The organism is Mesorhizobium huakuii (genome assembly GCF_014189455.1).
In the GTDB taxonomy this organism is placed as follows: Bacteria; Pseudomonadota; Alphaproteobacteria; order Rhizobiales; family Rhizobiaceae; genus Mesorhizobium; species Mesorhizobium huakuii_A.
Genome location: NZ_CP050296.1, coordinates 6,521,696 through 6,535,103 on the forward strand (window position 1 = coordinate 6,521,696; position 13,408 = coordinate 6,535,103).

The following is a 13,408-nucleotide window of genomic DNA, read 5'->3' on the forward strand; positions in this document are numbered from 1 at the left end:
CCTCAACTTTTCCTATCCTGTTTCTCGGAGGCTTTTGCATGGACCAGCCGTCAGTTCACTGCCACGAGCATTTGTTCCGGGTTCTCCGCGCGTGCCCGGGAACGACCTATCCAGACGCGAAGCAATGCCAGCAGCAGATCAAGATCGACCGGCTTGGCGATGTAATCGGAAGCACCGGCGTCCAGACATTTCTGCCGATCGCCCTTCATCGCTTTGGCAGTAACGGAAATGAGCGGGATGTGAGCGATCGCCGGCGCCCCGCGAATGCGCCGCATCGTCTCGTAGCCGTCCATCTCCGGCATCATGATATCGATCAAAGCTGCGTCAACATCGGGAATCTGTTCCAGCAGCGCGATACCGTCTCGGCCGCGTTCCGCATGCAGCACCTGTATATCGTAGGTCTCCAGGACACTGGTGAGCGAGTAGATGTTGCGGATATCGTCGTCGACGATGAGAACCTTCGCCCCCGCCAGATCGGACTTGCCGGTCTGTTCGGTTCCTGGTCCGTCGTCGTCTTCCCGTCCTTCTCCCGGCAGTGTTGCCGAGATATGTAGCGCCAGCTGAGCAAAATTCTCAGCCCGCGGCGCATTTGCAAGCGCCGGGTTCAACGCCAGCACCTGTTCAAGCGCATCAGGATGAGGGGCAAAGAACAGCAGCTGCGGCAAAGCTTCGCCGAATTGGCCAGTGACCTCGTCCAGCGCTTGTGCGTTGTCTTTGGCGGAGCGCCCGCAGCCGAGCACCACGGCATCGTATGAAGCCATGCCGATGTCATCCGCGTTTGCCGCGAAGCGGCCGACCGCAGTGACCGAGGTCACGCCGTCGCGGATCGCTTCGACGAGCGATAGCCGGCGCTCCGGATCTGGGTCGGCGACCAGAACGCGACGCTGAATGCGCAGCTTCCTGGAATGGATATCCTGGAACACCTTCATGAGTTCATCGGAGGAGACAGGCTTGGTGGAAATGCTCGACGCCCCCTTGCGCGCAAGACTTCCGATATCCTCGGCACCCGAGATGACGTGGACGGGGATGCCCCTGGTCTTCTGATCATGGCGCAACAGGTCGAAAAGCACCCAGCCGTCGATATCCGAGAGCCCGAGATCAAGCGTAATGGCGTCGGGAACCAGTTTGCGAGCCAGGGCCAGGGTGCCGGAACCGGCGTTCGACAAGACGCCTTTAAGGCCGGCCGAACGCGCGAGACCAAGCAGCAACCCGCCAAAGGTCGGATCGTCCTCTACGATCAGCACGACGCGATCGGTCGGCGCGATGGAATCGCGGTCATCGATCAGCTCTGCCGAAGGCGGACTGCCGAGCGATGCCGGCGCGGCAACAGCGTCCGCTTGCGGCGGTAAGGCCGATTGCGCTGCCGCGACCCGGGGACCCGTGAAGGGGATGACAAGGGTGAATGTCGAGCCCTTCCCCGGCGTGCTTTCAACCCGCAACTCGCCGCCAAGCAAGCGCGCAATCTCCCGGCTAATCGAGAGCCCAAGCCCGGTGCCGCCATATTTGCGGCTGGTGGTGCCATCGGCCTGTTGGAAGGCCTCGAAGATGAGTTTCTGCTTGTCTTCTGGAATGCCGATGCCGGTGTCGGTCACAGCAATCGCCAGGGCCTTCGCGGAGTGCGCCGAGCCGTTGCGCCGGCCGGTCTTTTTCAACTCGGAAGTTCAGGCTGACCTCGCCCTCCGAGGTAAATTTGAATGCGTTCGAAAGCAGGTTCAGGACAATCTGCTGCAGGCGCTTCTCGTCCGTGCGGACAGTTTCCGGGAGAGCCGGGTCCACCTTGATGGTGAAGCCAAGGCCCTTGTCTGCTGCCAACTGACGGAACGTACGCTCCATATGCTGCCGCAGATGCGTCACTGGCATATCGTTGATGTCGATGGAGACCGTACCGGACTCGATCTTCGAAAGATCGAGGATGTCGTTGATGAGGCTGAGGAGATCTGTGCCTGCGGAGTTGATCGTGCGTGCAAACTCAACCTGTTTCTCGTTGAGATTGCCTTGCTGGTTGGCCGCGAGCAGGTTTGACAGAATGAGCAGCGAATTGAGCGGGGTACGCAGTTCGTGGCTCATATTGGCCAAGAACTCGGACTTGTACTTCGAGGTAAGCGCCAGCTGCTCGGCTTTTTCCTCCAGAGCGCGCCGTGCCATCTCGATTTCGAGGTTCTTGTTTTCCACCTGCTTCTTTTCGTTTTCGAGCAGCTGCGCCTTTTCCTGCAACTCCTCGTTCGTCGCATGCAGCTCTTCTTGCTTCTTTGTCAGTTCGGTCTGGCGCGCCTGCAGTTCGGAGGTCAGTAGCTGCGACTGCTTGAGCAGTCCCTCGGTGCGCATCGTCGCGGCAATGGTGTTCAGAACGATGCCGACGGACTCCATCAGCTGATTGAGGAACGACTGGTGCGTGTCGCGGAATTCCCCGAACGAAGCAAGTTCGATCACGGCTTTGACCTCATCCTCGAACAAGGCGGGAAGGATGATGACGTTGGCCGGCGAGGCGCTGCCGAGACCTGACGTGACGCGCAGGAATTCCGGCGGCACATTGTCTAGCATAATGGCACGCTTGTCGGCAGCGCTTTGCCCGACCAGACCTTCGCGCAGATCGAGACGCTGTTTGATGGCGGCCTTGCTTTCGGCGCCATAGGACGCCGCGAGCTCAAGATAGGATTCATCCTCGTCGCGATTGGTGACGTAGAAGACCCCGTATTGCGCGTTCACCAGCGGGGCGAGCTCGGACATGATCAGCCGCGAGACGGTGGCAAGGTCGCGTTCGCCCTGGAGCATCCGCGAAAATCGCGCGAGATTGGTCTTCAACCAATCCTGCTCAGCATTCTTTAGTGTCTGATCTTTCAGATTGCGGATCATTTCGTTGATGTTGTCCTTGAGCGCGGCGACTTCACCGGAGGCTTCGACGCTGATCGAGCGGGTGAGATCGCCCTTGGTCACCGCCGTCGAAACCTCGGCAATGGCACGCACCTGGGTGGTCAGATTGGCAGCGAGCTGATTGACGTTGTCGGTGAGATCGCGCCAAAGGCCGGCGGCGCCAGGCACACGCGCCTGTCCGCCGAGCTTGCCTTCGATGCCCACTTCACGCGCGACATTGGTCACCTGGTCGGCGAAGGTAGCGAGCGTCTCGATCATGCCGTTGATGGTGTCGGCCAGCGAGGCGATTTCGCCCTTCGCGTCCACCGTCAGTTTGCGCTTGAGATTGCCCTGCGCGACCGCTGTCACGACTTCGGCGATGCCACGCACCTGATTGGTCAGATTCGTCGCCATCAGGTTGACGTTGTCGGTCAGGTCCTTCCAAGTCCCGGCGACCCCTTCGACGCGGGCCTGACCACCAAGCTTGCCCTCGGTGCCAACCTCGCGCGCCACGCGGGTCACCTCGCCGGCAAAGGAGTTGAGCTGGTCAACCATAGTGTTGATGGTCGACTTAAGCTCAAGGATTTCGCCCTTGACGTCGACCGTGATCTTTTTGGAGAGGTCACCGCGCGCCACAGCGGTTGTCACTTCGGCGATGTTGCGCACCTGGCCGGTCAGGTTCTCCGCCATGGAGTTCACATTGTCGGTCAGGTCTTTCCAAGTGCCGGCAACGCCGCGTACCTGCGCCTGGCCTCCAAGCTTGCCTTCGGTGCCGACCTCGCGCGCCACACGTGTGACTTCCGACGCGAAGGAATTGAGCTGGTCCACCATCGTGTTGATCGTGTCCTTCAATTCCAGAATCTCGCCGCGGACGTCGACGGTGATCTTCTTCGATAGATCGCCAAGCGCCACAGCCGTGGTCACTTCGGCGATGTTGCGCACCTGGCCGGTGAGGTTCGCCGCCATGGCATTGACGTTATCAGTCAAATCCTTCCATGTGCCGGCGACGCCACGCACCTGTGCCTGGCCGCCCAGCTTGCCGTCGGAGCCGACCTCGCGCGCCACGCGCGTCACCTCCGACGCGAAGGAATTTAGCTGATCCACCATCGTGTTGATGACGTCCTTAATCTGCAGGATCTCGCCCAGCGCATCGACCGTGATCTTTTGCGTCAGGTCGCCTGTGGCAATGGCGGTCGCCACCTTGGACACGTCGCGCAACTGCACCGTCAGATTGCCGGCCATGGCGTTGACGTTGTCGGTCAGGTCCTTCCAGGTACCGCCGACGCCTTCGACATGGGCCTGTCCGCCGAGCTTGCCTTCCGAACCGACTTCGCGCGCGACGCGCGTGACTTCCGAGGCGAACGAATTCAACTGATCGACCATCGTGTTGACGGTATCCTTGAGCTCGAGGATTTCGCCCTTGACGTCGACGGTGATTTTCTTGGACAGGTCGCCGCGCGCCACGGCCGTCGTCACCTCGGCAATGTTGCGCACCTGCCCGGTCAGATTGGCGGCCATCAGATTGACGTTATCGGTCAGATCCTTCCACGTGCCGCCGACGCCTTTGACCTCGGCCTGGCCGCCGAGCTTGCCTTCGGTGCCGACCTCGCGCGCCACGCGCGTCACCTCCGAGGCGAATGAGTTTAGCTGGTCGACCATCGTGTTGATGGTGTCCTTCAACTCCAGGATTTCACCTTGAACCGCCACGGTGATCTTCTTCGACAAGTCTCCAGAGGCAACCGCAGTCGTTACCTCGGCGATGTTGCGCACCTGTCCGGTGAGGTTTTCAGCCATCGAGTTGACGTTGTCAGTGAGATCCTTCCACGTGCCCGCAACGCCGCGCACCTGCGCCTGGCCGCCAAGCTTGCCTTCGGTGCCAACTTCGCGCGCGACGCGCGTCACCTCGCCGGCGAAGGAATTGAGCTGATCGACCATCGTGTTGATGGTCGATTTCAGCTCAAGGATTTCGCCTTTCACATCGACCGTGATCTTCTTCGAGAGGTCGCCCAAGGCGACGGCCGTCGTCACCTCGGCGATATTGCGTACTTGGCCGGTCAGATTCTCCGCCATGGAATTCACATTGTCGGTCAGATCCTTCCATGTCCCGCCGACACCTTCGACGCGCGCCTGGCCGCCGAGCTTGCCTTCAGTGCCGACCTCGCGCGCCACGCGCGTCACTTCCGAAGCGAAGGAATTGAGCTGGTCGACCATCGTGTTGATCGTGTTCTTCAGTTCCAGGATTTCGCCCTTCACGTCGACCGTGATCTTTTTCGACAGGTCTCCGGATGCAACCGCTGTCGTCACTTCGGCGATGTTTCGCACCTGGCCGGTCAGGTTCGTTGCCATGGCGTTGACGTTGTCGGTCAAATCTTTCCAAGTCCCGGCAACACCTTTCACGCGCGCCTGGCCGCCGAGCTTGCCTTCGGTGCCGACTTCGCGCGCCACGCGCGTCACCTCGGAGGCGAAGGAGGCAAGCTGACCAACCATGGTGTTGACGATCTTGCCAATGCGCAGAAATTCACCGCGCAGCGGCCGGCCGTCGATCTCGACCATCATCGTTTGCGATAGGTCGCCCTTGGCGACGGCACCGATGACGCGGGCGACTTCAGCTGTGGGCTGGACCATGTCTTCGATCAGATCATTGACGGACCGGACACTGGATTCCCAACTACCAGTGGCGTTTCGGACGCGGCCACGTTCGCCTATACGTCCATCCTTGCCGACAACCTTGCTGAGCCGCTCGAATTCATGCGTCACTTGATCGTTCAGATCGACGATCTCATTGAAGATTTCTGCGATCTCGGAATCGATGCCTTCATAGACATTGTCGATGCGGACGGAGAAATCACCGCGCCGAAAGGCTTTTAGAGAATTCAGAATGCTTCGACGGTCCAACTGCTTTTTGGATGCCTGCACAGTCACAGCCCCACTCCCAGCCCTAAGATTAGATTGCCCCCTGCGGCCAAACGGTACATCCCGCCGCAACCGGAAACGCGGCACTTCCACGTTTGTTCCGTGGGCAGAGCTGCGCCCCATCCTAAGGTTCTATTTGGAAGCCCGCGTCACCAGACGCCAATCAGCGCCACAGTGCCAAAAGGACTCGCCCTCCGATACCTGAACGCCGCCGTGGGACTCGGCATCCCCGGCGGCCAAACTCTGGACAAGGGCTTGCGCCTCCGGTCCAGCGTGGGTCAGCTATCCCTGTCAGAATGAAAACGCCGGAGACCCATCATAAGCGCGGTCATCGTCGCGCTCGCGCACGCTACCGCAAGGACGGCGACCACGCCTGCAGAGTCGGATCTTTTCGTTGCGCGAAATGGGACGTTTGCTGCTAGCACAGCACTGTGAACCAGCGGGGCCAGATCCGACCTACTGCCGTGTCGAACGGAATAGGCGCGCGTGAATTCGGCGCCGAGAAGAAAAATTTCTGATGAGTAGTAAACCCAGAGGAGTATCACGAGCAGCCCACCGGCCGCCCCATATGAGGACGCGACCGCGCTGGAGCCGATATACCAGCCGATAAGCGACTTCCCGAACGTGAACAGGGCAGCGGTGACAACGGCGCCAATGCCCACGTCGCGCCATTCGAGGGTTCGATCAGGCAAAACTTTGTAGATTGCGGCAAACATCCCTGAGATCAGGGCAAACGAAACGATCGCGTTGATCGTGCCAAGGACTATTGTACCAAACGGCAGGTGAGCGTTGATGATATTTCCCAGCGCCGATATTGCTGCGCTGGCAACGAGGGACACGAGTAACATGAAACCGAGCGCGGCAACCAACCCGAGACTTGCTGCACGAGCGCGGAGCAGACGTGACAGGGAATTTCCCTGAGGTTCAACCTTCCAGATCGTGTTTAGCGATTGCTGCATTTCCCCAAAGACACCGGATGCCGCCACCAATAAGGTGGCTACCCCTATCACCGCGGCCCAGCTTCCGGACAACCTATTCGAGGCGCTCTCCAGTGCTGTCTGAAGGAGATCCGCGCTTTCTGGGCCCATCAGCCCCGAAATCTGGGCAGACAAAGCCAATCTTGCAGCATCCTGACCAAAAACCAGTCCTGCGATAGCAACCACAATCAGCAAAATGGGTGCTAACGAGGTGGTCGCGTAAAAAGCCATTGCCGCACCATGACTAAGTGCATTGTCATTGACAAATCCGACTACGCTCTCTCTGACCAAGTCCCATGGATTTGTGATCGAGCGGCGCATTTTGCGTCCATAGGTATTTGCAGCATTTTCAAACAGCGTTCATTAGCAATGCGCCAGAACTTCCGGTGTTCCGATTAGCGCTCTGAACCTATACGCGGCGTGGTTGCCACAGGCGCACCATTGCTTAGTCCTGATAGCCGCCATCCTTCGAGCCAGCGAAATAATCGCCGGCTACAGCCATGAGCACCAAGAAAGCGGCGGAATACCTGGCGAAGCCGAAGGACTGCGCCGCTGCCAGTTTTGCACCACGCGAATGCTCGCTAACGAATTCCGAAGCGGCGCTCTGGAGTTCTTCTGCCGCTTTGCCGAAAAGCGCACGCTCTTTCGCGGTCGCCTTGAACGAACGACCGATAACGTGGCCGATCAAAAGCCCTCCCGCGGAACCGGCGAGTACCTTTGCCCGAGCCAGGTTGCCGATGCCCTTGCGCCGGCTCCCTGCGTTCGGAACGCTTACATGACCAACGTGCTGCCCGCCGCTCGATATTTCCGAGGGCGGCTCGGAAGCGTTCGCGACACCGCTAACGCCTTCAGCGCTTTTTCTGCCGGCACCAAAAACCGCTATGGCCCCCAAGGCTACCGCCGCCGCCGTGCCACCGTTTTCCTTGATGGCGTCTGAAACCTCACCAACGGCCCCGACCATCTTGTCCTTTGCGTACCGAGTGGTCATTTCGACCAGATGACGGGGCTGCAGGCGCCGGCTTATCTCGGCGACAGGTGCAAACAAGGCCTGCCGTTCGATCCGCATTTGCCCCGTGATCTCGCTGAGATCATCGTTGGGTCGTGCCATAACGGATCCCCTGCTTCAGGGCAGCCAGATCGCTGCGCACCTGGTTGACGGTCTCGATAGGCGTTACGGTCCATCCAACCATCGCTCGCTTGGCCAAATAAAGAGAGAGCAAACCCCCGGCAATCAAAACGACGCCAGCTATCAGACAGGAAAACATTGCGCCTATACCAAAATAGATCATCGCCAGGATAAGAAACTCTACGAAAGCGAAAGCTCCCAAGACAAAGAAGATGCCGGCTGCCACCCCGCATGCGCCGGAGGAGACGACGGCCGATGCCTTGCTTCTCATTTCCGCCTCAAGCAGGCGCAAATCCAATCGCATCAACGAGGCGATTTTTTCAAGCGCTTCGTTGAAGATGCCACCGAAGGGCTGACGATCTATCCCATCATCCATCTGAGGACTCCTCTCAGGAACGATTCGAACTGCCCATGATGCGGGTCAGCACCACACCAGCGAGGATTCCCACTCCGAAGAACGCCGCCGGTTGGCGCTGTGCGAACTTGGTAACGGACTCGAGCAATTCCCCGACGTTTCGATCTCTTATGTCCGTGGAGATTCGTTCGACGCCTTCGGCCGCACTACGGACCATGCCCGCGACCTGAGGCGACTGCTTTTCTATGCCGTCAGCAGCCTCCTTGACAGAATGCGCGATGTTGGCAATGGCGTCGGCACCAGCGGTTTTGTTCGTCTCGACTGCTTCCTTGAACGCGCCCGCCGCATCGGAGACGACTGAGCCGGCATAATCCCGAGCATCGGTCGAAACAGAGGCCGCAGCGGTTTTCAAGTGGGTCGCGGTCTCGGACGCGCTTGTCTTCAACTTGTTGAGGGCCTCCTTGCTGTTACCGGCACCGCTATCGTCGGCTCGCCACTCATTCTCGTTCGGTACACTGGACCCGGGGAAGCCGCTTGTCTCTGGCGTGTTCACAATGTTTCACTCCTGTTGTTTTAAAATGAACTTCGCCATCAGCGTGCGGTTCCTGCCTTCGCAGAATATTCCCATTGCACCTCTTCCACTGAAGGCTGGCGCTTCGTGCGGTAAGCGTGAGCCCGGTCTGGAACTCGTCCCGAATAAACACCGGGCTAGACCTCGGTGGGGTGGAACAACTCAGAAATCGCGTTTTGTCGTAGGGCAACCTGCGCGGCGATTGCGGTCCAACCTAGTCGGCGGCCGGCGGCCACGCCGACGCGATCCGCTTGATGATCTCAGGGCGGTACTGATTTGACTCGCTAACCGATTGTCGGAAGCGTACAGTCCGTTCGTCGCCCGCCTCCAATGGCAAACGGGCGTTTGAAAGAGTCGATCACGCTTTCGCCCAATCGGGAGTATGCGAGATGACCATTCGCGGAACGGCCGACGAAATACAGTTGGCAACACTTACCAGGATTTTGGACGACTATTGCGAGCAAGCTGGCATTGAGGGCTCGCACCCGGCGCGTGGGCATTTGGCACGCCGCTTGATCGCTCTATTCAGCGGCGGCATCGATAGACCGGACGATATCCGGATGGCTCTCGACAGTGCATCGAATGGTTGGCAGACCAATCATATCTGATCAGGTGCTACCAGTCATAGGGGGCAACAGCACACTCGTAACAGCCCGCGCCTTCCGTAAGACGCTTCGATCGCCCCAGCGTTGTGCGCGAATTTCGCGCGGCGGTCGTATTCTATTCCGGCGTGCCAGGCACGAAGTGGACGATCGCGTCGAGGATGGTGCGATAGAGGCTATCGACTTCCTCATCTATCTCATCCCGCTTAATGCCCACCGACTTCGCGTCCGCGATAAGTTTGTGTGTGAGTTCATCGACGGAAATGACGTCGGCCTTCGTCGTTTCCAGAATGTTGTTGGCTATCCACTGATCGAGGAAGTTGATTCCGCGTGCGCTCATCAGGTCACAAGCTCGATCGATCCCGTAGGTTCCGGACCAACGGCAATCGAACTTCATAGAGAGGCCGCGGGATACCGCCGTGTCGACGATCAGCGCTTCGATTGCTCATCGCTGAGTGTGGTTGGTTTATGAATATGCCCCACAATGGAGCGAGATCATCCTCTTGGCCGATGGCCAAGATCACTTCCGCACCGATATTGCGGGCAGCTTGGATCGCCCGTCTCCCGCAAAAAATATCGCGCAGGCCTCAACATCTGACAAGCCAAACCGCTCAGTTCGGCTCACTGACTGCGGCTTCGTCCACCTCTGCCTCCATCTGGTCGCCAATAGATTTGGCCTTGGCGATGCCAACAAGAGGGACGTCGTCAAAGCCTTGCAGCCATGCGTCGGCATATTCCTCCCAGAAACAGGGCACAACGCGCTCACTTCCGTTCTTGTGTGCCTGTGCGCCATACATCCGTGCGTATGTGACACGTTCCTGGTCCTTCTTGGGCACGGCCATTTTCTCAACTCCTCGAACGTTGCTGACTAAAAGCGGTGCGCCCCCCCAAGATACCAGTCGAAACATTCGCCAACCCGGTCCCTAACCTGGCTTCATCAATCCCGTGAAGGCGGCCATGGACGCCTTCCTAGTCGCCATGCGGCTTTTCCCGGCTGCCTCAATTTGAGAAGACCATGCCGCGCCGAATAGTTCTTATGTTTGGCCCTTTTTAAGCATCCGGGCCTCCCGCACGATGGAAGCATAATCGTAGCCGACCATGGCGATCAGGTCTCGAACCTGCGCCTCCGTAATCCCCGTCTCAAGCGCCAACTTGCGCACAAACTCGGCTCTCCTATCGAAGGGTTCAGATTTCTCAGCCATTGAGGTTCAATTCCCCGCCGGCTTAAAGGTTCATTCCGGCTTAGACGACGAGACGAGACCACTCCGCCTCGGTGGTATTACGTGGTAAATTTCTTGCGTCAAATGGGCGATGCTTCGGCGAGCCCGCCTTATCGACGGTGGCTCCCACAGACAGGCGCCGGGCGCGCAGGCGAGCAGTCTTCGCGTTGCGAATCTGCCGCTCTGCTTCAATCGTCAGTTTGACTCCCGGTCGGCACGCTCCAGCCTCCCTAGCTGACCGAACCTTGCATGCCAATCCGGTGAAAATGTTCCTTCGCGGGATCAAGACGTTACAGTTCGGCCGCCAAACCAGAAGGCAGCGCCACAGGGTCGGCCGACTGCAAGGTCGACGATGGCTTTGCCAACCCAGACCGCGTCAATTTTGGGGAACTCCGACCCGAAAGTGGAACCGGAACCATTTCACTTTGCCGACGTTCCCTCAAGTTACTGAGCGGTCAGGAATTAAGCGCAATGGAAGCCCAGTTATGACGGAGCTAATGTCGGGGCTTGGCCAGCACGCGGTAGATTATGAAGATTTTTTCGAGAACGGGGCATTGGTTTGCATGTCGTTGACCGTGCTGGACGCATTCTTCACGCCAACAGAGCCGAATTGAAACTGTTGGGGTATGACGCCTCCGATTACATCGGTCGTGACATCGCTAGCTTCCACGCTGATGAGGACGCCATTAATGATATCCTCGCTCGTCTTACGCGCGGCGAAGCCGTCGAGCGCTATCCCGCTAGGCTCCGCGCCCGTGACGGCTCCCTTAAGCACGTGGAAATAAGTTCAAGCGGCCAGTTCGAAAACGGCGAACTCGTGCATACGCGTTGTTTCACTGTCGACGGTATCGCAAATCAAATCCGTCGAGCGGGCGATGACCCAAAAAGAGGCCCGCTACCACCAAATACTGGATGCATTGCCAGTTGCCATCTATACAACAGATGCACGAGGTATAATTACCTACTTTAACAGAGCTGCTGCCGAACTTGCCGGCCGGGAACCGAAGATCGGCCAAGATCAATGGTGCGTCACTTTCAAACTGTTCACTGTCGACGGCAAGGCAATGCCGCATGACCAATGTCCCATGGCGATCACACTCAAAGAGGGCCGCCCTGTCCGGAACGTCGAAGCAATTGCCCAGCGCCCGGATGGAAGCTTTTTTCCGTTCCTGCCGTTTCCGACTCCATTGAGGGACGAGCACGGACAGCTCACTGGCGCCGTCAACATGCTCCTGGATCTGACGGACCGTAAAAGAGGCGAAGACGCCGTCCAGCACTTATCTGCGATAGTCGAATCGTCCTTCGATGCGATTGTGAGCAAGGATTTGGACGGATTTATAAGGAGTTGGAACAGAGGCGCGGAGCGGCTGTTTGGATATGCGCCCGCCGAAGCTGTCGGGCAGCATATCAGCATGCTGATCCCACCCGACCACCACGATGAGGAGCCAAAGATCCTTGCGCGTCTAAGGCGCGGCGAGCGGATCGAGAGCTATGAGACAATCCGCCAGAAGAAGGACGGACAACTGGTCCCGGTCTCTCTGACCATTTCGCCAGTCCGTGACGCCACAGGCCGCATCGTCGGCGCTTCAAAGATAGCACGCGACATAACCGTGACCAAGGAGAACGGACATCGCATCCGGATGCTGATGCGCGAGGTCAATCACCGCGTAAAGAACCAGTACTCGGTGATCCTTTCAATGATCCGCGAGACCAACAAGCGGACCCAGAGTCCCAACGACTTTGAAAAGCAGGTGCGGGCGCGCATCATGGCCCTGTCGAGGTCTCATGATCTGTTGGTCTCGGCCGACTGGAAAGGCGCCACGGTCTCCGATCTGCTGGCGGCCCAAGCCAAACCCTTCGGCCGGGAAGACGCAATTACCATGGAAGGTCCACCGATCAGGCTCAGTCCCAATGCCGTCCAATATCTCGGCATCGCTTTTCATGAATTATGCACAAACTCTGCCAAGTATGGAGCGTTGTCCGGCAGCCAGGGCACTATCGCAGTGACTTGGGACATTACGGGTGAGCAAGGCAATCGAACATTGAAGTTGATCTGGGCTGAGAATGATGGTCCTCAGGTCAATTCAATCGCGAGAAATGGTTTTGGCAGCGTCGTGCTTAAGCGAGTTGCCCCGCAGGCATTGAGTGGAACCGGCGACCTGAAGTACGGCGCCAATAATGTGGTCTGGACGCTCGAGGCGCCGGCACCTTTCGTCGAGGCCTCACTGTTCGATGACCGCGATACGGACTGCGATTTGACGGATAGCGGCGCATCACTCTAAGCTGCAGCGGCCTCTCATTCAAGTTTCCGCCGGTGTGCTTATCCAAAGCAAAACGCCGGCAATGCTCTAGATAGGCGGCTTCGTGATCGGCGAGCAGATCAATGACGCTCGCCCAAAGCCAAGAAGGCGTATCCATTTCGTTGCCATCAGTGCGAAGCAACTCCTTGGTCCATAGGCGCCCAATCGGACCAGATCATGGGCCGGGTTGCCGATGACGGTTTGGTCGAAATCGAGGATTTGAATATCGACGTTCCCCTCCAGATCCGCCAAGGCGCCAAGATTGCCGAGATGGCAATCACCGCAAATCCATATTGCCGGGCCCTGCGGCAGCGCCGAGCCGTTTCTGTCAAGCCATTCATAGAACCTGATGACGCTGCCGCGCACATAGGCGTGAGGTGATTGCGCCATTTTCCGGTTGCGGACGCGCTCGAGATAACCCTTACGATCTTTAGAATTCACTGAGTTCTCTCGGTATGCCGCGCGACCGATAGCGGCCAAGCGGAATCTGTCGT

General features: G+C 58.5%; 10 protein-coding genes and 2 pseudogenes. 3 read left to right on the plus strand and 9 right to left on the minus strand.

The genetic code is table 11. From position 1 onward, the window contains the following. Positions 1-50: 50 nt before the first annotated feature. The 5 genes and pseudogenes from HB778_RS31955 to HB778_RS31975 form a co-directional block, all read right to left on the minus strand. A pseudogene (locus HB778_RS31955) lies at positions 51-5,766 on the minus strand (HAMP domain-containing protein). 275 nt (positions 5,767-6,041) lie between these two features. Continuing rightward, the gene (locus HB778_RS31960) at positions 6,042-7,061 is read right to left on the minus strand and encodes a YihY/virulence factor BrkB family protein (protein WP_183459693.1); all 1,020 of its coding nucleotides are present in this window, start codon (positions 7,059-7,061) and stop codon (positions 6,042-6,044) included. A 124-nt stretch (positions 7,062-7,185) separates the two neighbouring features. Then, on the minus strand, positions 7,186-7,848 hold the full coding sequence (locus HB778_RS31965; RefSeq protein WP_183459695.1) for a hypothetical protein: 663 nt from the start codon (positions 7,846-7,848) through the stop codon (positions 7,186-7,188). Then, positions 7,829-8,242: a phage holin family protein gene (locus HB778_RS31970; RefSeq protein ID WP_183459697.1), complete on the minus strand. Its 414-nt coding sequence runs from the start codon at positions 8,240-8,242 to the stop codon at positions 7,829-7,831. The genes HB778_RS31965 and HB778_RS31970 overlap by 20 nt, the downstream gene beginning before the upstream one ends. 13 nt (positions 8,243-8,255) lie before the next feature. Continuing rightward, positions 8,256-8,774 (minus strand): hypothetical protein, encoded by a 519-nt coding sequence (locus HB778_RS31975; protein ID WP_244571073.1) that lies wholly within the window; start codon positions 8,772-8,774, stop codon positions 8,256-8,258. A 407-nt stretch (positions 8,775-9,181) separates the two neighbouring features. Between HB778_RS31975 and HB778_RS31980 the strand changes: the two genes are divergently transcribed. Continuing rightward, positions 9,182-9,400, plus strand: coding sequence for a hypothetical protein (locus HB778_RS31980; RefSeq protein WP_183459699.1), 219 nt, complete (start codon positions 9,182-9,184; stop codon positions 9,398-9,400). Between the two features lie 112 nt (positions 9,401-9,512). Here HB778_RS31980 and HB778_RS31985 read toward each other — a convergent pair whose 3' ends face one another. The 3 genes from HB778_RS31985 to HB778_RS31995 form a co-directional block, all read right to left on the minus strand. Further along, positions 9,513-9,734 (minus strand): DUF768 domain-containing protein, encoded by a 222-nt coding sequence (locus HB778_RS31985; protein ID WP_183459701.1) that lies wholly within the window; start codon positions 9,732-9,734, stop codon positions 9,513-9,515. Positions 9,735-10,005: 271 nt separating this feature from the next. After that, positions 10,006-10,236, minus strand: coding sequence for a hypothetical protein (locus HB778_RS31990; RefSeq protein WP_183459703.1), 231 nt, complete (start codon positions 10,234-10,236; stop codon positions 10,006-10,008). A 192-nt stretch (positions 10,237-10,428) separates the two neighbouring features. Next, positions 10,429-10,596, minus strand: coding sequence for a hypothetical protein (locus HB778_RS31995; RefSeq protein WP_183459711.1), 168 nt, complete (start codon positions 10,594-10,596; stop codon positions 10,429-10,431). 628 nt (positions 10,597-11,224) lie between these two features. Here HB778_RS31995 and HB778_RS32000 point away from each other — a divergent pair. Beyond that, positions 11,225-11,584, plus strand: coding sequence for a PAS domain-containing protein (locus HB778_RS32000; protein WP_244662022.1), 360 nt, complete (start codon positions 11,225-11,227; stop codon positions 11,582-11,584). After that, complete coding sequence (locus HB778_RS32005; RefSeq protein WP_183459715.1) at positions 11,490-12,896, plus strand: sensor histidine kinase; 1,407 nt, start codon at positions 11,490-11,492, stop codon at positions 12,894-12,896. Before HB778_RS32000 ends, HB778_RS32005 begins: the two co-directional genes overlap by 95 nt. A gap of 177 nt (positions 12,897-13,073) precedes the next feature. On the opposite strand, the pseudogene HB778_RS32010 reads toward HB778_RS32005, so the two are convergent. Then, positions 13,074-13,304, minus strand: a pseudogene (locus tag HB778_RS32010) (DUF2252 family protein); the annotation flags it as partial. Between the last annotated feature and the right edge of the window lie 104 nt (positions 13,305-13,408).